23 protein-coding genes are annotated in these 22,364 nt (G+C 31.1%); 15 read left to right on the forward strand and 8 right to left on the reverse strand.

Annotated features, from left to right (window positions below; translation table 11 throughout):
- Positions 1-112: 112 nt before the first annotated feature.
- The 7 genes from BLV79_RS02995 to BLV79_RS03025 form a co-directional block, all read right to left on the reverse strand.
- The gene (locus BLV79_RS02995) at positions 113-1,183 is read right to left on the reverse strand and encodes a type IV pilus twitching motility protein PilT (RefSeq protein WP_074716070.1); all 1,071 of its coding nucleotides are present in this window, start codon (positions 1,181-1,183) and stop codon (positions 113-115) included.
- Between the two features lie 23 nt (positions 1,184-1,206).
- Positions 1,207-1,749 carry a hypothetical protein gene (locus BLV79_RS03000; RefSeq protein WP_074716071.1) on the reverse strand — a complete coding sequence of 181 codons (543 nt, stop codon included), beginning with the start codon at positions 1,747-1,749 and terminating at the stop codon, positions 1,207-1,209.
- A gap of 23 nt (positions 1,750-1,772) precedes the next feature.
- Entirely contained in the window at positions 1,773-2,222 is a 450-nt protein-coding gene (locus tag BLV79_RS03005) for a hypothetical protein (RefSeq protein WP_074716073.1), read from the reverse strand.
- 24 nt (positions 2,223-2,246) lie between these two features.
- Positions 2,247-2,768 carry a DUF4860 domain-containing protein gene (locus BLV79_RS03010; protein ID WP_074716075.1) on the reverse strand — a complete coding sequence of 174 codons (522 nt, stop codon included), beginning with the start codon at positions 2,766-2,768 and terminating at the stop codon, positions 2,247-2,249.
- A gap of 13 nt (positions 2,769-2,781) precedes the next feature.
- Positions 2,782-3,102 (reverse strand): hypothetical protein, encoded by a 321-nt coding sequence (locus BLV79_RS03015; RefSeq protein WP_074716077.1) that lies wholly within the window; start codon positions 3,100-3,102, stop codon positions 2,782-2,784.
- A gap of 76 nt (positions 3,103-3,178) precedes the next feature.
- Positions 3,179-4,237, reverse strand: coding sequence for a type II secretion system F family protein (locus tag BLV79_RS03020; protein ID WP_074716079.1), 1,059 nt, complete (start codon positions 4,235-4,237; stop codon positions 3,179-3,181).
- A 10-nt stretch (positions 4,238-4,247) separates the two neighbouring features.
- A complete protein-coding gene (locus BLV79_RS03025; protein ID WP_074716081.1) occupies positions 4,248-5,258 on the reverse strand; it encodes a transglutaminase-like domain-containing protein in 1,011 nt (336 codons plus the stop codon).
- A 123-nt stretch (positions 5,259-5,381) separates the two neighbouring features.
- Here BLV79_RS03025 and secG point away from each other — a divergent pair, with 123 nt between their 5' ends.
- Both secG and rnr read left to right on the forward strand, forming a co-directional pair.
- Positions 5,382-5,624: a preprotein translocase subunit SecG gene (gene secG / locus BLV79_RS03030; protein ID WP_074716083.1), complete on the forward strand. Its 243-nt coding sequence runs from the start codon at positions 5,382-5,384 to the stop codon at positions 5,622-5,624.
- Between the two features lie 198 nt (positions 5,625-5,822).
- Positions 5,823-7,988, forward strand: a complete 2,166-nt coding sequence (gene rnr, locus BLV79_RS03035; protein WP_074716085.1) for a ribonuclease R — start codon at positions 5,823-5,825, stop codon at positions 7,986-7,988.
- Positions 7,989-8,132: 144 nt separating this feature from the next.
- Here the strand turns inward: rnr and BLV79_RS12850 are convergent, their stop codons facing one another.
- The gene (locus BLV79_RS12850) at positions 8,133-8,285 is read right to left on the reverse strand and encodes a hypothetical protein (RefSeq protein WP_173335398.1); all 153 of its coding nucleotides are present in this window, start codon (positions 8,283-8,285) and stop codon (positions 8,133-8,135) included.
- Between the two features lie 149 nt (positions 8,286-8,434).
- Here BLV79_RS12850 and BLV79_RS03040 point away from each other — a divergent pair, with 149 nt between their 5' ends.
- The 13 genes from BLV79_RS03040 to BLV79_RS03100 all read left to right on the forward strand — a co-directional run bounded on the left by BLV79_RS03040 (position 8,435) and on the right by BLV79_RS03100 (position 22,360).
- Complete coding sequence (locus tag BLV79_RS03040; protein ID WP_074716233.1) at positions 8,435-9,607, forward strand: FprA family A-type flavoprotein; 1,173 nt, start codon at positions 8,435-8,437, stop codon at positions 9,605-9,607.
- Positions 9,601-10,245: a 4'-phosphopantetheinyl transferase family protein gene (locus BLV79_RS03045; RefSeq protein ID WP_074716087.1), complete on the forward strand. Its 645-nt coding sequence runs from the start codon at positions 9,601-9,603 to the stop codon at positions 10,243-10,245. Before BLV79_RS03040 ends, BLV79_RS03045 begins: the two co-directional genes overlap by 7 nt.
- Positions 10,246-10,258: 13 nt before the next feature.
- Positions 10,259-10,762 (forward strand): GreA/GreB family elongation factor, encoded by a 504-nt coding sequence (locus BLV79_RS03050; RefSeq protein ID WP_074716089.1) that lies wholly within the window; start codon positions 10,259-10,261, stop codon positions 10,760-10,762.
- 67 nt (positions 10,763-10,829) lie between these two features.
- Positions 10,830-11,048 (forward strand): hypothetical protein, encoded by a 219-nt coding sequence (locus BLV79_RS03055; RefSeq protein WP_074716091.1) that lies wholly within the window; start codon positions 10,830-10,832, stop codon positions 11,046-11,048.
- 170 nt (positions 11,049-11,218) lie between these two features.
- Complete coding sequence (locus BLV79_RS03060; RefSeq protein WP_074716093.1) at positions 11,219-11,893, forward strand: hypothetical protein; 675 nt, start codon at positions 11,219-11,221, stop codon at positions 11,891-11,893.
- 14 nt (positions 11,894-11,907) lie between these two features.
- On the forward strand, positions 11,908-12,702 hold the full coding sequence (locus BLV79_RS03065) for a hypothetical protein (RefSeq protein ID WP_074716094.1): 795 nt from the start codon (positions 11,908-11,910) through the stop codon (positions 12,700-12,702).
- A gap of 1 nt (position 12,703) precedes the next feature.
- Positions 12,704-13,798 (forward strand): MucBP domain-containing protein, encoded by a 1,095-nt coding sequence (locus tag BLV79_RS12410; protein WP_083354414.1) that lies wholly within the window; start codon positions 12,704-12,706, stop codon positions 13,796-13,798.
- A gap of 329 nt (positions 13,799-14,127) precedes the next feature.
- Complete coding sequence (locus BLV79_RS03075) at positions 14,128-15,342, forward strand: AfsR/SARP family transcriptional regulator (protein ID WP_074716095.1); 1,215 nt, start codon at positions 14,128-14,130, stop codon at positions 15,340-15,342.
- A gap of 139 nt (positions 15,343-15,481) precedes the next feature.
- The gene (locus BLV79_RS03080; protein ID WP_074716097.1) at positions 15,482-19,201 is read left to right on the forward strand and encodes a VWA domain-containing protein; all 3,720 of its coding nucleotides are present in this window, start codon (positions 15,482-15,484) and stop codon (positions 19,199-19,201) included.
- 76 nt (positions 19,202-19,277) lie between these two features.
- On the forward strand, positions 19,278-19,937 hold the full coding sequence (locus BLV79_RS03085) for a BsaA family SipW-dependent biofilm matrix protein (protein WP_074716099.1): 660 nt from the start codon (positions 19,278-19,280) through the stop codon (positions 19,935-19,937).
- A gap of 45 nt (positions 19,938-19,982) precedes the next feature.
- A complete protein-coding gene (locus BLV79_RS03090) occupies positions 19,983-20,492 on the forward strand; it encodes a signal peptidase I (protein ID WP_074716101.1) in 510 nt (169 codons plus the stop codon).
- A 112-nt stretch (positions 20,493-20,604) separates the two neighbouring features.
- Entirely contained in the window at positions 20,605-21,348 is a 744-nt protein-coding gene (locus tag BLV79_RS03095) for a SipW-dependent-type signal peptide-containing protein (RefSeq protein ID WP_074716103.1), read from the forward strand.
- A gap of 196 nt (positions 21,349-21,544) precedes the next feature.
- Positions 21,545-22,360, forward strand: a complete 816-nt coding sequence (locus tag BLV79_RS03100; RefSeq protein WP_074716105.1) for a hypothetical protein — start codon at positions 21,545-21,547, stop codon at positions 22,358-22,360.
- Positions 22,361-22,364 lie beyond the last annotated feature (4 nt).

The following is a 22,364-nucleotide window of genomic DNA, read 5'->3' on the forward strand; positions in this document are numbered from 1 at the left end:
CAAATAAAATGCAACTTTGTAATTTATCTTATAATATATTTCAATTGTAATGTATTCTATTTATATTATGATTTAAATAACTTCCAACATTGTTACATGTTTTATAAAACATTTAAATTGTAGTTCCGTTTATTTTTTTAATCATTCTGTCAGGATGATTTGCGTATGCAACAGCGGTATGTTTTGAAATTATTCCATCAACATACAATTTATAGATGCTTGAGTCCATAGTTACCATATTTTGAGATGAAGCTGTGTAAATTATTCCTTCAAGCTGGTGATTTTTTTCTTCTCGAATAAGTGTGCGAATTGCAGGGTTTACAAACATAATCTCAAAAGCTGGTATGATTTTACCATCTATTGAAGGTATTAGTTTCTGGGAAACAACAGCTTTTAAAACACTTGAAAGTTGTATTGCAATTTGATGTTGTTGTGTTGCAGGAAAGGCATCTGTAATTCTATCAATTGTGTGAGATGCACCAATTGTATGTAATGTTGAAAAAATTAAATGACCAGTTTCGGCAGCAGTTACGGCAACATTCATGGTTTCATAATCTCGCATTTCACCAAGTAAAATGACATCAGGACTTTGTCGAAGAGATGCTCTAAGTGCGGTTAAATAGCTTTGAGAATCAGTGTTTATTTCCCTTTGAGTGACAATACTTTTTTCATGGCGATGAAGATACTCTATAGGATCTTCTAGTGTAATTATATGTTTTTCCTGTTCTTTATTTATTTTATCAATTATACATGCTAGGGTTGTGGATTTTCCGCTACCGGCAAGACCTGTAACAAGAACTAGGCCATTTTTTAGGTTGGCGAGATTCATCACTGTTTCAGGAATACCAATATCTGAAGGATTAGGCAAATCAAAAGTTATTACCCTGATTACTGCGGAGAGAGAGCCACGTTGTTTAAAAGTACAAACTCTAAAACGAGAAACTCCTGGAATGGCAAACGAAAAATCATCGTCACCATGTTCAAGTAAATGAGTAATATCATTATCTGTAGTTAATTCATAGATTTGTGATACTAATTCCTTCGTTTGATCAGGTATTAATTTTTTATCATCTAAAAGAATCATGTTTTCATTTATGCGGTATGTTAAAGGACGTCCTGTTATTATAAAAATATCAGAAGCTCCTTGTTTGGTCGCATTTTTTAAAACATCGATAACATTCATAATTGTGTTGCCCCTTTCCCTTATTAATCACCAGTATACACATTAAGAGTATCGTCAATTGGTTCATTGATTTCTACTTTCTCGTTCCATCCTTTAATTTGAAAGAAAACATCATTTGAGTTAAATGGGTATTTTATATAAATAATTGTTTCAAGTTTTCGGGATTTAGAAATTTTTGTTGAAAATTCAAAATAAAAACTTGTTCCAGCTGAACTTTGAATAGTTAGTTTATTTTTTAAATTTGTATAAAACTGTCCAGAAAACTTTTGCAATTCATTAAAAGCATTTGTATAATATTCCGACTCTGAGTTACAGTTAGAATAGCATTTGAATAAAACATCATCTATTTTTTCTAATTCTTCATTTGCTAAACAACGAGCCTTGTAATAGTCGGAATTTTTTTTCGTAATCTTATACGATAATTGATAGTCATATTTTGATGTAATATAAGTTAGAATTGTAAACGATAGCACACACATAATTGTAAGAATGGTTACAATTGAACTTATTCCGTAGTTTGAAAATTTTCTTGTGCTTTTTGGTTTGCGTATTGTAAAATTATTCATATTTTTCTCCCTAAGCTAGAGCTTTAGTTGTAATCAATTACGTGTTTTTGTAAATATCGATTTGATTTAAGTGAATAAATTCTTGTTTTATTTTTCCTGTTATAGCAAGATATAAGTATTTTAGAATAGTGTTTACGATTATTTGTTATTTTTACTAAACAGTAATATTTGCTTTTCTTTTCAGGTGCATTTTGGAAATTATTATCAAAATAAATAATTAAGTGATCATGTAAATCCGTTGAGTATGGAAAAGCTACCAATAAAGACTCAAAATCATTATTCCCATGTTCAAAAATATTTGCAATTCTACTGCAAATAATTGTTGAATCATGAAGCTCTTTAGAGGATTCAGTAAGTTTTGTAGATTTAATGAAAAATTGCATACATAATCCCAAAATAGTTAAAAACAATAAAAGATTAATCATTAATTCAATTAAAAATAAACTAGATTGGTGATTTGTTATTTTTTTCATAATAATCTCCTTTGATGAAACTATTTATATATAAACTATTTTTGCTGAATGTAGAAAAAAATCTAATACCTCATGATGGTTAGTTGATGCGGTATATTCAATGGTAAGAAGTTTTGCATAAGGTAAAGAGATCTTGAAATCCTTCGCAATTGCAATTTTTTGTCCAGCGTCAAGAGAAAAAATAGAATTTTCAGTAATAACTAATTCTCGTAAATAACCGTTATATACGTAAATGTAAGTTATGTATGAAGGTGATGTATCTCTTGAACATAAGGCAAGGGCAGTGGTTGTAGTGCCAGAAGAATCATACAATTGTGAAATTTTAATTCCATTTTCATAATCATATTCATCTATTTTTTGGGTTAAATAAGCAGAACAAGAGCGTATATTAAAAAGTTCATTTATTTTTTTTGAATTATTATAATATATTTTTGCCCCTGATATAATTACAAATGAATTTGCTAATGAAAAAAATAAAAATAAAATAATCAAAAAAAATGAAGCAACTCTTGTTTTTCTTCTGTCAAATAAAAAAATTTTAAACATCTTCTCACACTCCTTATTTTTGTAGAACGATTATGTGAGGTCTGAGATTATCAGCAATAAATGTATAATCTATATAAAACTTATTTGCATTATACGAAAAGCCATATTCTTTTATAATATAATCTAGACTAGGTGGGTAAAAGCCTTCGATACAATAACAAGTTGTAATGTTTTTTTCTAGGGCTTCTTCTAAAAAGACTTGCTCCTGAGCAAGACTACGATTGTTTAAATTGTCCGAAAAATAGGAAAAATCTAAAAACAGTGCGCTAAATAGAACAAAAATACTAAGAGGTAGAATTAAATTTTTCCAATTAAATTTATCATAATTAAACATATTTGCCTCCTTGTGGCAATTTATAACCATAATGAAATGATGTTTTTTACTATATACCATTAGGAATACACGCAACCTATAAACTTGACATAATTCCAAGAAGCGGAGTAATAAATGTAAATAAAATCAATGCTATTAGTATTGTCATAATAATTACAAGTGAAGGTTCTATAACTCCAATAAAACGGTTTACTTTTTCTAGAGCTTCATTTTCGTATTCGACGGATATATCATTCATAATATCTTCTATTGATCCTGTTGTAAAACCAATATTAAGCCATGTTGAATACATATTTGAAAAAATATTGGAAAGAACAAGAGCTTTAGCAAATGTTTCTCCATTTTCAATATGATGCTTACAAGCAGAGATATTATTAGTCATTAATGGATCATTTATTACTTTTTGGGCAAGTTCAATTCCATGATCAATATCTAGTCCGCTATAAAAAGTTAAATACATACAATTGGCAAAGCGGCTTCGCGATATTAATGCAGTTATTTTACTACCCAGGAAAAAAGTTTTCCCAAGATCTGTTTTAAAAAAGAATATAATTAATCCTAAAAAAAACACAAGAAGGATAATTATTGCATATAAATAATGATTTAAGAAAACACTTATTTTAAGTAAAGCATTAGCTAGTCCTGTTACGTTAGTGCCAAGTTCATCATATATTTTTGTAAAAATCGGTAAAATTTTTACAATTAAAACCATAATCACACCAAGCATTAGAAATATCATTACGATTGGATAAAACAATGCATCTCGTATTGCCTGGCGAATATTAGATTCGCGTTCATAATATGTAGACAAGGAAAAGAGAGTGTCTTCTAGTTTTCCTGTTTCCTCACTAATTTCGAGCATTGATAACATATATTCAGGGAAAAGATTGGTCTCTTTTAATGCATCTGTAAGAGGAGTGCCTTCTTCCATAGTTGTGTATAAATTATGCCAGAATTCTTTTGTACGTTTATCCTTTGTCTCTTCCACTAAAATAGAAATGCCAACATGTGCAGGTAGGCCAGCACGAATAATCATTCCCATTTGCTTACAAAATGTAGAAATTTCAATTTGAGAAAGAGTTTTTTGTTTGTTGTGAAATCTATTCTTTTGGTGTTGATTTTCAGCAAATGTCATTATATCCCTCCTAGTACATAAAACTAATTTTGTATTTATCCTTAGTAGGAACAAATTTTATTGGGTTTTTACTTGTTGATGCAAAAGTTGGATCCATCATGGTCCATGTATCTCCAGTAAATTGAATTATTCCGTTAATCCAACCAATATCCTTAATATATACACTTATCCAGGCATGATATTCTGTGCCAGCATAGCCTATTTCAAGACGAGTAGGAATTCTTTGACTACGTAGCATTGAAGCAATAACTGATGCATAGTCAAAACAAATACCTGTTTTTGTTTGCATAGTTGTATCTATGTTAGGAAGATAACCTGCTTTTAAATTTCGTGCTTTATCATAGTCATATTTAAAATTTGTAATTACATAATTATAAGCTTTTTCAACAACATTAAGATCATTTTTTGCATTGCTAGCAAGTTGTTGCCCAACTGAAATACATATTGAAGAACTGTTAAAGTCAACAAATTGATTAGGATACAAAAAAGGTAGCAAATCATTGTTGAGAGTTACGGATATATTTTTTGAAAGAGCAAGAGAATATTTTGTTCCACCAATATTCTCATAAATACTGATTTTATAGTTGCCGTTACCAGCACTTAGAGGATAACAAGTAACATGTTTGGGTAAATCATAATTGTATGTTATTGAATCAGGACCAATAATTTGTATTTTTACCTTTGGATTATTGCCAAAATAATTTGCAAGTACATATCCTTCATTTCGATTACTAAAATCTATGCTACAAACATTTGAAGTCGCTTTCTCACTACCTTCAGCAGGGATACGAACCTGAGGAGTGCTATCACGCAAAGGTGTATTATCAGGTTTTACCTGTGAAGTATTAGTATTGTTATTAGTTTCATAGCCTCTATTTGTGGTAGAAGGCGAACTATTATTTGAATCCGATGGTGGATTGTAGTAGTGAGGTTCGGATTTATCATCATTACATCCTGAAGAGATCGCTACTAAACACAAAATAATAATTATATTAAAAAACTTATTTATTTTTTTTTTCATTGCATTCTCCTAGAAAATAAAAAATTGTCGCCTTGTATAATCTATATCGACATCAGTTGAAAAATATGAAATGGTATGATATACTGTAATGAGTTTTAAGTAGCAAAATAGGAGGGACACTCGATGAAGACTAATATAGAGATTGCTCTAGCAGTTGCATTAATTGCATTAAGTCTTATTATGACAATTGTTGTTCTTATGCAAGAGGGAAAATCAGCTGGTCTTGGTACTATTGCAGGTGCAGCAGATACATTCTGGCAGAAGAATAAAGCTCGTTCTGCTGAAGGCCGTCTAGTATTATTTACAAAAATTGGCGTCGCTTTGATGTTAATCATCTCAGTGGTTTTAGATTTAGGTATTTGGTAGAAGATGGGGATTGTAATTTAAGACAAGTCTATATTTTAGGACAAAGCGCTTTGTCTTAACGAAGAAGAACTTCAGCATGTAGGTGAGGTTCTTTTTTAGTGTCAAAAATCCAGTTTTTATTATAAAAGTATAAAGATATAGCTATTTTGAAAGATTGTATGTTATGATAAAGATATAGCCCACTTAAATAACTTACAGATGAAGTACGAATTTAGAGGTGAAATAGTGAGTAAAAAAAAGAAAATAGATTTATATGAAATTAGAAAAAAATTAGTTTATGATTTTATGTGTGAAGATGTTTATGTTCCAATGAAAATCAAGGAATTGATGATAATATTAGGAGTTTCAAAGGAAGATAGACCACAATTAGATAAGATTTTAGAGGAATTAATAGATGAAGGAAAAATTGTAATTTCCAAAAGAGGTAAATATTCCAAAGCAGTAGAAAATCGCCTAGAGGGTACATTTGTCGGAAATCCAAGAGGCTTTGGTTTTGTTGAGTTAGATGATGACACAATGGATGATATTTTTATCCCAAGCAATTGCATTAATGGTGCAATCCACAACGATAGGGTTGAAGTTGTCGTAACTCAAACCCCAAAAGGCAAAAGAAAAGAAGGAAAAATAGAAAAAATTATTCAACGTGGCAATAAACAGATAGTTTGTACATATGAGCAGAGTCAAAATTTTGGTTTTGCCGTACCAGATAGTGTAAAATTTAATTCTGATATTTTTATTCCAAAAGGAAAATCAAAGAATGCAAAATCCGGAGATAAAATAGTAGTAGAAATTACTAAATATGCGCAAGGTAACAAACATTCTGAAGGAAAAGTAGTAGAAGTCCTTGGTGGAAAAGACGATGTTGGTACAGACATTTTGTCAATTATTAGAACTAATGATTTGCCAGAAGAGTTTCCAGTTCGCGTAACAAATCAAGCGGAAAGAGTTGGGAAAGAAGTATCTAGTGCTGATATGGCTGGAAGAATGGATATTAGAGATTGGATGATGGTTACAATCGATGGCGAAGATGCTAAGGATTTAGATGACGCGGTTTCGTTGACTAAAGAAGGAGATAACTACAAATTAGGGGTTCATATTGCGGATGTTACAAACTATGTTCAAGAGGGTAGTGCATTAGATAGAGAAGCTATCAAAAGAGGAACATCTGTATATCTAGTTGATAGAGTAATTCCTATGCTACCAAGAGCACTTTCTAACGGAATTTGCTCATTGAATCAAGGCGAAAATCGATTGGCGTTAAGTTGCATTATGACTATTGATGAAAAAGGTAAAGTAATTGATTATAAAATAGCAGAAACTGTTATAAAAGTAGACAGACGAATGAGCTATACTCAGGTTAAAAAAATCTTAGAAGACAAAGATGAAGAGTTAATAGAAGAATATAAAGATTTTGTGCCAATGTTTGAAGAAATGGCTAAATTAGCTGGAATATTAAGAAAAAGAAGAATGAAAAGAGGCTCAATTGATTTTGATTTTCCAGAAACAAAGGTTATTCTTGATGAGTTAGGTAAACCAGTTGAAATTAAGCCATATGATAGAAATGTTGCAACTAAGCTAATAGAAGATTTTATGTTAATAGCTAATGAAACTGTAGCAACTGCATATTTTTGGCAGGAAACACCATTCTTATATAGAACGCATGAGACACCGGATCCTGAGAAAATAGATAAGTTAGCGACTTTTATCAATAATTTTGGCTATACGATTCATTTGAAAAAGGATCAAATTCATCCAAAAGAAATACAAAAATTATTGAATAATATTCAAGGATCTGACGAGGAAGCACTTATTAGCAGATTGACATTACGTTCGATGCAGCAGGCTAGATATACTACAGAATGTACAGGACATTTTGGATTAGCGACTACATATTATTGTCACTTTACTTCGCCAATTCGAAGATATCCGGATTTGCAGATTCATAGAATAATAAAAGAAAGTTTGCGTGGAAAGCTAAATGACACCAGAAAAAAACATTATCAAGATATTCTTCCTCAAATTGCCAAATCGTCTAGCGATTTAGAAAGAAGAGCAGCTGAATCTGAGAGAGAAACAGTTAAACTTAAAAAGGTTGAGTATATGAAAGATAAGATTAATCAAGAATTTGATGGCGTTATTTCAGGTGTTACTCAATGGGGAATATTTGTTGAACTAGCAAATACTGTTGAAGGATTAGTTAGAATTGCTGATTTAGTTGATGATTTTTACATTTATGATGAAGATAAATATGAATTCTATGGAGAATCAACAGGAAAAACATACAAATTAGGTCAAAAAGTAAAAATCAAAGTAAAAAAAGCAGATGTAAGTATGCGTGCTCTTGATTTTGAAATGGTTGAATAATTGTTTGAAAAGAAAATCAAAGATTGAATCAAAAGTTTATCCAAAATAAAATTAAATAATTAAAAAAATTATAAAATGAAATAAAAAAAGGCTGTTAAATGAGGTGACCCCTCAAAATTCAGCCTTTTTGTTTTTCATAAATTATTAAAACATAATGTTAGAACGCTTCTTTAGGATTTTTCCACCATTAACGATACTTATAATTCCGCATACTAAACCACATACCAAAACGATCACGCCAATTGCAATACTTGCTGCGCCAGAGCGTCCTAAAGATTTATAAAGTTTTTCTTCCATATAAGTGTCCTCCTAACTGTATAAATACATTATAGCATAAGTGAAATCTCTTGCAATGCAAATATTAATAAAATATAATAATAGTTATAGAAAAAGGCAATAAAATGCCGAAAAATACAAATAAAGAATACATATTAGGAGGTTTGGAAATGTTAAGTTTAAATGATTATAAAGTTACCGATACAATCAAGCACCTTGGTGTTTATGACGAAGAACTTGAAATATTTGAAAGTCAGTATAAGGTCAAAGAGGGAATATCGTATAATTCGTATGCAATAATGGATGATAAAATTGCAATTATGGATACAGTAGATAAAAGAGCAACTTATCCTTGGCTTATGAATTTAGACAAAACATTAGATGGTAAAGAGCCAGATTTTTTGGTTATTTTGCACGTAGAACCTGATCATTCAGCAAATATAAGAAATATTGCATATAAATATCCTAATATGAAATTAGTTGGAAATGCAAAAACTTTTCAGATGATTTCACAATTTCATGATATAGATTTGACAGATAGAACGATTGTTGTAAAAGAGGGTGATACTCTTGAGCTAGGCGAACACGTTCTACATTTTGTTATGGCGCCAATGGTACATTGGCCGGAAGTAATGGTTGCATATGAAAGTACAGAAAAGGTCTTGTTTTCAGCTGATGCATTTGGACGCTTTGGTTATCCTGATGAAAAAGTGACATGGGATGATGAGGCAAGAAGATATTTTATTAATATTGTTGGCAAATATGGCGTTCAAGTTCAGACTTTGTTAAAGAAAGCAGCTGCGTTAGACATAAAAACAATTTGTCCGCTTCACGGTCCTGTTTTAAAAGAAAACCTAGAACATTATATTTCAAAATATAATACATGGAGTAGTTATGAACCAGAAGAAACAGGAGTTTTAGTGGCTGTAGCATCAATTCATGGTTCAACTTATAATGTGGCATATGAAATGAAATTAATGTTAGAAAAGAGTGGAGTCAAAAACGTAGAGCTTTTTGATGTGACAAGAGAAGATATAGCTCAAGGAGTTGCATTAGCTTTTAAATATGATAGAATTATTCTTGCAGCATCTTCGTATGATGGAGGAGTTTTTATGCCAATGGAAGATTATTTACATCATTTAGTTGCTAAGAATTTCCAAAATAGAAAGATTGGATTGGTTCAAAATGGAACCTGGGCTCCATCAGCAGCTAAGAAAATGCAATCAATTCTTGAAAAACAAAAAAATATCACATATTACGATACAATTGTTACAATCAAGAGTACGTTAGATGATAGCAGTAAAAAAGCTGTTGAAGAATTAGTGAAGGAAGTGTCATGTTAAAAGTATATTATGCAAGGTGTATAGAAAAAGATTCTTTTTCAGAGAAATTAGAACAAGATAAGCTTCATAGTGATAGAATAAAAAAAATACAGAAGTTATCAAATATAGATGAGAAGTGCCGTAGTTTATCTGCGGGACTTCTTGTTAGTTATGCGCTAGAAAAAGAAAATATTTCTATAAAAGATATAAAAATAGAATACAAAGAGAATGGAAAACCATATTTAAAAGATTGTAATCTTTATTATAATATAAGCCATACAAAAAACTACGTGGCAGTTGTGGTTTCAGATAGAGAAGTTGGAATAGACGTTGAAACAATCAGAGAAAGGTGGATTAAGCGCTATCAACAGCTTGAGAATCTAGCAAATAAAATTTTATCAGATAAAGAGAAAATTATATTTGATTTGAAAGATACAATAGATGATAAAGCAGCATATTTTACCGAAATCTGGACTAAAAAAGAAAGCTATGTAAAGACGACAGGTAAGGGAATTACATCTGAGTTATCTAAAATTGATACAAGTGAAATGGATTGTTTTTTTACAGATAGAATCGATTACAGAACTTTTTTAAGTATATGTTGTTTTGAAAATGTAAATATTTTAGAAAAAATTAATAAAAAAGAACTAAAATTATAGGAGGCATATAAAGATGCATGATGAACTAACCGAAAGTGACATTAGAAAGATGAAAGAAGAAATAGAATACAGAAAGCTTGTGGTGCGAAAGTCAGCACTAGAGGATGTTAAAGAAGCTCGTGCGCAAGGAGATTTAAGTGAGAACTTTGAGTATAAGGCGGCTAAAAAATTCAAAAATGAAAACGAAAGCCGAATTCGTTATCTTGAAAAAATGATAAAGACAGCTGTTGTGATTTCGGACGAGTCGAAAGAAGATGAAGTTGGAATGAATAACACGGTTGATGTTTATTTTGAAGATGATGATGTCACAGAAACATATAAGATTGTTACAACTGTCAGAGGCAATTCATTAAAGAATTTAATAAGTAAAGAGTCACCTTTAGGAGCAGCTATTTATGGCCATAAAGTTGGAGATAGATGCCAGGTTAAAGTTAATGATAGTTTTTCATATTATGTAATAGTAAAAAAAATTGATAATTCTTCAAGTGATGAAGAAGATTCAATAAGAAAATTCTAGTACGAGCATAAATTTCTTTTTCATTTTTCTTGAAAGGAATCATTTATATACAAGGATGTGAGATAAAATGCCAAGAAAAATGAATTTAGATGAACCTAATTGGGCTTCAAAAAAACAAAAAGATATTTACTCAAAAAAAGTTGAGATGAGACCTTTTTTACCAGAAGAAGTTTCTTTAAGAAACTTATCAAATAAAAAGGTTGTAAAGAATGTCAATACTAGTGGTGTTAATAAAAATGATGCCGATATGGAAAGATTTATTGACATTATAGTAAAGAAAATGTAATAAAACTAATAAAACCTTAGAAGTAAGCAAATTATATGATTAAAAAGTGATTTTGTTTATTTTAAGGTTTTTTTTATTAAAAAAATTCTTACATGTGACTTGCGTGTGACTACCAATAAATATAATAGTTTTATCTAAGGAGTATAATAAAATGGTTTGGAGGGGCTTATATGAAAAAAAAGTATGTAAAGTTGGCTGGAGCAGTTGGCTTACTTGCTGTTGCTGCAATTGGTGGTTCATTAGCGGCTAGTTATTCAACAACAGAAAATATAGGCGCAGCTGTTGTAGATATTACAGAGGGATCAGTTAATGTAGAGATTGAAGGTACGGGACTTTCTACTTTGAGAGAATCTAATGGAGAAATAGTAATTGGTTCTGATAAGGAATGCAAACTGGATTTGAAAAATACAAGTCGAGGTGAAAATGCGTATAGCATGTATTCAAAGGTTGTGATTTCTTCTACATGGAATAATGATACATTAGATGAAAAAGAATTAGAAGATGATTATGTTGGATTTAAGATAGATGGAAAATTAATAAAAAAAGTTGATTCATATGATGAACAATACAAAGTTGGAGATTGGATTGTTGCAAAAAACGATGGAATTGAAATGGTTTTATACTATACAAAGAAAATTGAACCTGGCGAAAAATCATCTGATTTTTTAGATGCAATATCATATGATTCGAGAATAAACAATGATTACATTGACGGCAAACTTCAATTCAAGATTGCAGCTTATTCAGTGCAAGCACAGAATGTTGAAAAAGGTATGCCAGCTGAATGGGGAGTATTTCCTACTTTAGATGGCAAAGGTAATATTGAAAAAATAGCAGAAGAATAAAAAGGAGTAGGGGTATGAATAAAAAAATATTAGCATTAGCGACGGCTGTGGTTGTGTCAATATTTGGAAATTCAACAGTCTTTGCCGCAAATCTTCCTAAAGTAGTCTTTAATGCAAATAAGCAATTTGTGTATGAAGGGAATATAAAAAAAATAGGTAATTCAGTAACTTTACTAGGCGATGAATTTGAGGGAATTGCGCCTGGAGATACAAGGACACAAGTGATTGAGCTAGAGAATAAGAGCGACAATCTGATGGACTTTTACTTAGCCGAAGAGACCATAGATAAGCTCGAAGAAGCTAATAAATCATCGGGTGGTGCTTATGTATATGATATTTCAGTTGGGAAAAACAAAGACAGTGCAAAATCACTTCTAAACGCTGTAGCTGGTGGATATGAAAATGCAAATTCAAATGGTAGTTCAGAAGGATTGGCAGAAATTAGTGACTTAAAAGATTATACATATGTGGCACAACTTGCAAAAAATGAGTCAACAAACATTTACTTAACTCTTACCATAGAAGGGGAGGGAAATGATAGTACAACAGTTGTAGACTATTCAAACGCAACTGCACAATTAAAATTTAATTTTAGGGCCTATGATGTTAATCATGAAATAGTTTATGGCCCTGATACAGTTTCAACATCTACATCACCTTTAAGTACCGCAAAAAACACTCTTTCAAGTTTTACAAGAAAAGTAAAAACAAATGATGTAGCAATTGCAAGTTTAGTTTTAGCTATGATTGCTGGGATTGCTTTAGCAGGTTTTGCAATAATAAAAAAGAACAGAAAGGGTGATGAGTGATATGAAAAAAAAGATGAATAGATTATTTGGCTTTTTTCTCGCGTTTGTTTTAATTTTTACAGTTGTTAGACCGGTAGAGATTGATGCAGCAGGATTAAAACAGACAATAACATTTAGAGCGGGCGATGTAGGAAGTTTTAATTTATCTAGTTCTAACTTAAAACAAAGCAGTAAAGTTGGCTCGAATTCTGTTTCGAAAGTTGAAATAAAAGAAAAATTTATTAGACTTACAGTTGAAAAAGGAACAAGTATTCCAAAAGCAATTTACGATGGGTTTGGTTATGTTATATCAGATACAACAGGTTTATATAATTTTTTTGCAGGGGCATTAAAGACAAATAGTTCATATGCATTGTTAAATGATATGAAACGATGGGGACTATCAGATGATGACTTTGCTGGAAAAACTGATATAAGCCAGAATAAAGAATTTGTATTGGATTATGGTAAAATTGTAAATCCAGTACCATATACTATTAGATATTTAGATGCACAATCAAATGAAGCTATTGCAGCACCGGTAATTGTTTACGGTAGTGCTGGAGATGAAATAACAGTATCACCTATAGTAATTAATCAGTATGCAACAACTAATCAGCCAGTTACACATAAGCTTGAAAAAGGTCAAGATAACTTGATTACATTCTATTATGCTTATACAGGAACAACTTATGTACCTGGAAATGTAATTACTACACCAGCGACACCGGTTACTATTCCAGCTGCAACTGTTGCCACAACAGGTGGTTTAGCAGCAGCCGGAGCCGCCGGAGCAGGAGCGGGAGCCGGAGCCGCCGGAGCAGGAGCGGGAGCCGGAGCCGGAGCGAACATCGCAGATAATCCAACTCCAGCAGGAGCAAATCCAGATGCAAATGTAGATAATCCAGAAAATGCTAACGGTGGAGAAAACGCAGAAATTGATGATAATAAAACACCAAAATCAGCAGGAATTGATGATAATAACAATAATCATGAAAAAAAATCATCAAATTTCTTTATGAATAATTTGGTATTGATTATAGTAGGAATTATTCTTTTAACATCAGCATTTGGTATTGGAGCAGTAATTGCTGTTAGTAAAAACAAAAAGAATTAAGAAAATGCAAAAAAAAGAAAAATGAAACCCCCAATTATATATTTTTAGGTGCCATCGTAAGGAAACTTATTGGTGGCATCTTTTTTTTGGCTTTTATACAATTCATGAAATATTATTGCTAGAAATGATTATAAAAGTAAGTAATATAACAAAAATTCTATAATTTGTAGTTATAAAGAGAATATAAAATTTTTCTAAAAATATATTAAATTTTTGTGGCGTTTAGAATAAAAAAGTGATAAAATATAAAAAAACAAACAAAAAAAAGCATAAATAATAAACAAATATATATAAAAATAATAAATTTTCTACGAAAGAGGAATGATATTATGTTAAAAGTTAACACTTTAGGAAGGTTTCAATTACTGTATAAAGATAAAGTGATTGAAATGAAAGAGATTAGGTCAGCTATGATGACTAAAGTTTTATTGTATTTGTTGATATATAGAAACGAAGAACTCAATAGTGAGCGTTTGTGCACGGCTATTTGGGAAGGGACTGATGTTACGAACCCGGCGGGTGCACTCAAGAATTTGATATACCGTTTAAGGAATTTCTTTAGAAAAGAATTTGAAATAGAGGATGTTATCTTAAATAGTTGTGGAACTTATAAATGGAATCCACAAGTCGAGGTTGAGTTAGACATCGAAAGATTTAAACAAATTGTAGTGAATGCAAAAGATCAAGATAAAGACAAAGCAATTCTAATGTATCAAGAAGGACTAGAAATTTACAAGGGCGATTTTATGCCAGCATTTTTAGAAATGTATTGGATATTGACATTAAATACTTACTATCATTCGTTATACTTATCTACAGCAAAAGAACTAGCTGAAATACTTTCCAAGAACAACAATATGACAGAATTAGAGAAATTATGTAATAAAGTAATAAAAATAGATAATGTAGAAGAAGAAATCTATTGTTACCTATTAGAATCTTTAATAGAACAAAATAAAATTTCTTTAGCATATGAAGCTTATGATAAAGCAAAAAAATTGCTTTTGTCTGAGCTTAAGATTGATAAAACGGAAAAATTAGATGCTGTTTACGAAAAAATACTATCATACAACAAGAATGATATTGTGAATGAGATGGATGAAGTATATGATGACATAAACGAAATTGATGAAGATATTGAAGGGGCTTTTGTTTGTGGCTATCAGGTTTTTAAGGAAATATATAGATTAAATGCAAGAATGAATGCAAGAGATGATGATGAGGGACAAGTCCTTTTAATTACATTAGATAGTTGTTATAAAACAAAAAATGAAATGACAGAATATCAAGTAAAAAAAGCGATGGTGGCATTAGAAAAGATTCTTATAGATTCATTAAGAATTGGTGATGTTATTTCAAAGTATTCTGCGTCACAATATATAGTTTTACTTCCATCGTGTAGTACTGAAAATGGAATAATGGTTTCAAATAGAATAATAGAAAACTTGCTAGAAAAAAACGATAAAAATAAATCAGTTTCCGTACAAATTGATTTAGAGCCAGTTGAATTAGCAACAAGAGCAGATAATCTCTTTGAAGGCTAGATAGTAAAAAAATGGCATAAAATATAGTCGTGTGACTAGCGTGTGACTGTATGTTGTTATTATGTTTATATTAATAAATGAATCGCATTTACTATGAGGGTGGTAAATTATTCATAGGGTGAGTATAAGGAGGAGTTACATGAAACCAAGAACAGTATGCAAAAAATCATTAGCGGTGATATTAGCTGGTTTGATGATGATGGGAAATATTGGTAGTGCTGGTGCTGAATCATCATCTAACTCAGATCCATCAAATCAGCAAGTAGAGACAGCTTACAAGAGTCCGGTTAGAGTTAGTTTGTTTAAATATAAAACGAAACCTGATAAAACAGCTCAACCAAGTGCTTTAAGAGAGGAAGCTACTGAAAAAGAGGAGTCGACTCAAAAAGCCGAAAACGAAACAGAAAAGAATGAAAGTGTAACTGAGAAGAAAGCAGATAATAATAATACATCTGATCAGAGCTTAAATGAAAATAAATCAGCTCAAGAAGAAGGTACAGATACAGAACAACCTGCACCAAAAAGTAGTGATTCTGAACAACCTACAAGAGGTGAGGCTGATAATGGATCGGTTAATGAAGAAACAAATGGTACTGGAACAGAGTATCAAACAATAAATGAATATAATTATTATACACGAGGGGATAAGAAAGCATTACAGTTTATAGGCGGTGGTGCTACAGTACTTGATGAAACTGGATTTAATAAGTGTATAAATGGAACAGCTTATCAAGGCATATTTGCGGATAATCTTGTGAATGGAGCATTAGTTGAATCGCCAGGTGTACATACATTACCATTATTCAGTACAACAAATTATAACAGTGATAAGACATATTATTATACAGATGAAGATCCTTATGTTACAGGATATTATAATATAGATACAACAAAGCTGTATATAAAGTCTAGTGACGGTGAATATTCTTATGACAGTGATAAAAATGAAGCAATATTTGATCCAGAAACTGGAGAAATTGCAGCAGGTGGTACACCTACGGAAGCAGGAAGTTTTTTCCCATTTGAAAACAAAACTGGTGAAAAATTCCACTTTGGTGTTATGACAGATTTTAATTTTGTTGTTCCTGAGTCTGAAAAAAATAATACTTCAGATGATAAATATATTTTTGAATTTTCAGCAGATGATGATTTGTGTGCATATATTGATGGAACAAAAGTAGTGGATGTTGGTGGCATTCATGATGCTGTTACAGCTAAGCTTAACGTAATAACAGGTGTAGTTGAGTATTATAATAAAGATGGTGGAACGGCAGCGATTATAAAAGTTAATGAAAACTCAAATCAGAATGTGCAACAGGAACAAAGTTCAACTACAGGCTATGCAGATGGAAATGCCCATAGAATGCAGGTATTTTACTTGGAAAGAGGTGCAGGTAAGGGTACTTTAAGAATGAAATTTAGACCAGCTGAGAATACAGAGGATATATCAGCAGTTAAGACAGCTAAATTGCTTTCAGAAAAAGATAGAACTTATCAAATAAATATTGGAGTTGCAGCAAAACCAATAGAGCATAGTGAAAAAAGAAATTCTAACATAGTATTAGTTTTAGATACTTCTAACTCAATGCTATATAGAAACGTAATGGCACTTAGTGGAACTAGGAAAGAGGTGTTTGAAAAACTCGATACACTAGATAAATCTAGAACTTATTCATCAGAAAAACTTAACGGCATTGGAAATTGTTGTCCGGATACTTTAGACTCAGCTTTAAGTAAAACAGATAAAAAAACACTGGAGTCTTTATTAGGAATAAGTTATGTTAAAAATGACTCAAAATGCTATGGTAGGGTAAAGGAGAATACTACTTTGTTGCGTTATGAAGGTGGTGCGTGGTATAGGTATTATTTCAATATTACACGTGGTTTATTTGGAGTTATTACAAATGTAAAACTTGATCGCAGAAAAGTAAAAGAAGATGATTGCCCAACAGAATTATACACTACAGGAATGGAGACTATGAAACAAGCAACAAAAGAGTTAGTGGATAATATAGATGGAGAATCCAACTTAGGTATTGTGCTATTTGATACAAAGGCAAAAGCACTTCAGAACATTGTAAATGTTTCAGCTAATAGAGAGAGTATAAAGAACAAAGTGGATGACATTACGCGAGTTGGTTCGGGAGCAACATATCCTTCATATGGATTAACAGAAGCAGAGAATCAATTTAATTCAGGTCAGGATATTTTAAATGATAAAGATAATCACTTAATATTTTTCTCTGATGGTGCTGCACAAGACTACAATAGTACTGTAACTGTAGCGAACAGAATGAAAACGAACGGTGTTACTATATGGGGAATTGATGCGGTTAGTGAAGTAGGTGGTATTGTAAGAAGTATTTCTTCAGAAGGGAAAGTTATCAACGTAAATGGTATAGAAAATCTATCAGAGGCATTTACAACTGCTTTAATTAGTATAGAAAAGCAAAAGGGAGAAATTGTAGATTACATAGATGATAGGTTTGAACTTGTTAAATCAGATAATACACTTTATAAAGTTGGAGACGAGATTGTATCAGGTAATATTAAAGGAATTGTTGTTGGAACAGGTGGTGTTGTAAAAGGAATCAGATGGTCTAATCAGGAATTAGAAGATTTGGATGCTGATGGTAAGACAAAATGGAATGTTAGTTTTAAATTAAAAGCAAAAGATTCATACTTAGGAGGATATAGTATTCCAACTAATGGATCTAGTTCATGCGTAATTGTTGGAAATAGTATTAAACAATTAGATATGCCAACAGTAGATGTTCCATTGAAGGCAGGAAAATTTGCAGATAAAGATGAAACTTATTTGTTAGGAACAAAACTTAAGAATGTATGGAAAACAGTTAGGAGCCTGACAGATCAAGGAGAAAGTAAGTTGTCTGATTTCGCAGTGGATAATGATGTTTTAGCTAAATTAACAAGTCAGATCAATGAATCAAATACAACAAGCACAATAACAGAATTGTATAATTATGGTTCAGCAGATGATGCAGATGGAGTTATTGAGTATACGCTTGAAACAAATGGAACAAATACATGTGAAGATCATAGACTTGATAAAGAAGGGAAACATGTAGAGACGTATAAGTTAACAACGGTTTATAAACCATATTCTGGAGAAGAAAGAAGAAATAAACTTCTAGATATTTATTCGTCAAGACTAGGAAATTATGTGAATTTCCTTGCTCCAGGGCAGACAGTGGATGCTTCAGGAACATATAGTGTAAATGTAGTACCTGCTTCTTTAGAAATATCAAAAGTTATATCAAAGGCAGATTATGAAAAAGCAAAGAAATATGGAGATGCAACTTTTACATTTAAGATATTGTATACACCATTAAGTGACGATGATGAATCACGTTTGAATGATAAAACTGTTGAACTATATAAAACAGTTAGATTTACTGATAAAGAAAACTATACTCTAAAAGAAACAGAAGATGGTGAAGGATATATTATCAGTACATCGATTAAAAATCTTACAAAGGGATATTATGTGGTTTCTGAATTATCAACGATGGGCTATAAACTAGACGATGTTAAATCGACTGGAAGCTTTGCAAAAACTAATGAGAACAATAAAACAGTTGAGATTAGTTTTAAAGATAATAATAAGCCATTGGATGGAAATTATGAAGATTTGTGTCGTAGTTATAGTGCAACCGCTAAATTTATAAACAGTATGAATCATTCAGAAAAGCCAACAGATACTGATGCTGTAAAGAATACCTTTGATTTAGGCGGTTCAGCATCATCGACCGAGATAGTGGATAATGATGGTGAAAATGAATATAGAGTTTATCTTATTGATATAATCAATAAGGCAAATGAAAAAGTTGAAAACTAAACAATATAGGTTATCTCATGCTCATTGATTTGAGCATGAGAAACTATAAGATTTCGTGTATGGAGGGGTATAACTGATGAAGGAAATCTTAAAAAAGAAAAAAATTGTTGCAAGCGTTGTTGCAGCCGCAATAATCATTGGTGCTACGAGTACTGTTGCATACTTTAAAACTCAAACAGAAGCTGTTGAAAATTCTTTTACAACGGGTTCGTTAAAGACTGAAATAGAGGAAGAATTTGAAGGCCAAATTCAAAAGAATACAACTATTAAAAAAACACCACATGTGGTTAATAAAGGTGCAATAAGAGCTTTCGTAAGAGCAAGGGTTTTGGTTACACCGGATATTGCTGATTATGATGATAGTGAAGATACAAATAAGATTAGATTATTATCTGGAACATGGGAAGGAACAACTTTTAATGTTGCAACTAGTAGTGATAATAAATACAAAAGTTTACTTGGAAAAGATAAAGATGTTTTGTATGGAGAACCAGATACAGATGATGAAAAAATAGGTTGGATTTATTCGGATGGTTATTACTATTATAATAAGCCAATTGTAGCAGGTGAATCTACTGAGAATATTTTTAGTGGAGTTTTTGTAGGAAATGATGTAAATGTAAATTTTGATGTCACAGTATATCAGGAATCGGTGAGTGCATCAGGATATAATGCAAGCAAAACGTATGATGTAGAAACTATCAAGTCTGTATTTTCAGATGTTGATAAAAAATAGACTAGTAAAAGACTAGAATAATTAAGTAAGGGTAGGGAGAGTATTATGATTAAGAAAATTTGTAGTTTTTTAGCAACATTATTAATGTTAGGATTATTAGCAGTGGCAGGTTTGTTATTTATACCAAGAGCAATGGGGTATGATGAATTTGCAGTTTTAAGTGGAAGTATGAAACCAAAACTTCAGGTAGGCTCATTAGTTTACACAAAGAAAGTAAAAGAGAGCAATTTGAAAAAAGGTGATATTGTTACATTTAAACTTGCAAAAGATACTATCGTAACTCATAGAATCGAAAACATAAATTCAGACGGTACATATACAACTAAAGGTGATGCAAACAATACTGTTGATGGTGCGACAATTACAAAAGAAAATATAGTTGGAAAATATTCTTTTAATATTCCATATTTAGGATATGTTTCAATTTATTCAAAGACACCAATTGGAGTAGCAGTTTTATGTGGACTAATCGTAATAGTTCTGTTATTAAACTTTTTACCTGATGCCTTATCAGAAAAAGAAGTTTATAATGACGACTGGCATAATGAAGAGTAGTTATTTTTTTCAAAATGCAATAAATTTATCATTTGTTACTATTATGTGACTAAGTGATGATAGATTTATATATATGGAGTATAAAAACAATAATTTAAAGGAGAGTAGAATTATGAACAAGAAAAAAATGGCAACAGTTTTAGGATCAGTTACATTAATTGGAGCAATTGGGATTGGCGGAACATTAGCTTATTTAAGCCAGAAAACAGATGAAGTTTCCAACGTTTTTACAATTGGTAATGGTTTAAATGTTGATTTGTTAGAATCAAAAGTTGGAACTGAACCAGGAGAGAATCCTGACCTTTTGGATGATGGTAATGGTGGAGTGATTACACCTGTAAAGAAATTGGATGAAGCCTATGGTTGGGACTATGATGGAGATGGAAAGTGGACTGTTGATACTAATACCTACGATGGAATAGTACCAGGTGAGAAAGTTTTCAAGGATCCAACAGTTATAATGGATGCGAATTCTGCTGATGCATATATTTATGTAACAGTTAAGAATGCTTCTACAGATTCAGATGCTGAAAATAAGGAAAAAACTCAAAAAACTCAGTATCAAGTGGATATTGGAAATGATTGGGAACTTGTAACAGCAGAAGGTTTACCAAGTGATGTTTTAGTATATCGTTATAAAGGTATAGCTGAAGCTGGTAATAATTATACGTTATTTAAAGAAGCAACATTAAGAGGAGATGTTGAAGACTATTCTGGAAAAGATGCTAATAATAAAGTCAAATTAAATAACTTGGATGTTAAAGCATATGCTGTACAGGCGAAAGGTATTTCAGAAACAACAGCTAGAAATGAAGCAATTGAATTAATTAAAAATACACCAGAACAAGAAAATTAAGAAGAATAATCAACATCCAATTTTTATTAATTAAAAACATAACAAGTTTAATATAAAACACACTAGATGTTCTCATACGATATTTATCGTGTGAGAACATCTTTTTTTGCTAATTAAACAATTGAATAACAATCTGATTATGATATAATTAAAGTGTATAGAATTTTTTCAAATATTAAGGAATAGGAGGAGCCATATGAAAAGAGTTACACAATTTACAAAGATTTTTATAATTGCTACAATAACTTGTGCTACATTAATTGGATGTGAAACAAAAGGAAAAACAGAACCAAGTACTACAAAAAAAACAGAGACTTCTCAGAATAACAAACAAAGCAAGTCTACTAAGAATAATTCAAGTACTAAAAAGACCAATAAGGCACTTGTTGGATACAAGACAATTCTTACAAGGCTACATAATGAGCATATACTAGGGGACAAGGAAGTTAAACTAGCTGAATCAAGTGACATAGAGAACAATCAGTATGCAATATATGATGTAGATAAAGATGGGCAAGATGAATTGATAGTTCTTTTTACAACGGCGGACAATGAATACGTTCAAGGCAAAATTTATGGATATGATTCTAAAAATGGTGAAGTTGTAGAAAAAATGAGTTGCTATCCATCAGTTCATGTTTATGATAATGGAGTAATTTGTGATGATGTAACAGTTGCACTCAATAGATCAGCTGATCGATTGTGGCCATATGGAGTTTGGAAATATGATTCTACTCAAAAGAAATATATAAATCAAGGCTATGTTTCAGAAATATTTGCAGATGATTCAGAGACAGAGAGTGAGGAGCTAGATCAATTTCCAACAGATAAAGATAAAGACAACGATAAAATTTTATACGTAATAAAGAAAGATAACTCAGATATGACATTTTTAGACAAGGATGAATATGAAAAATGGCATGATGGCTTTTTAAAAGATGCAAAAGAAATTAAAATTAATTACAAAAATTTGACTTTAAAAAATATTAACGATAGCTGTAAGGAGCAATAGATAA

This window comes from Lachnobacterium bovis DSM 14045, from assembly GCF_900107245.1.
Lineage (GTDB): Bacteria > Bacillota > Clostridia > Lachnospirales > Lachnospiraceae > Roseburia > Roseburia bovis.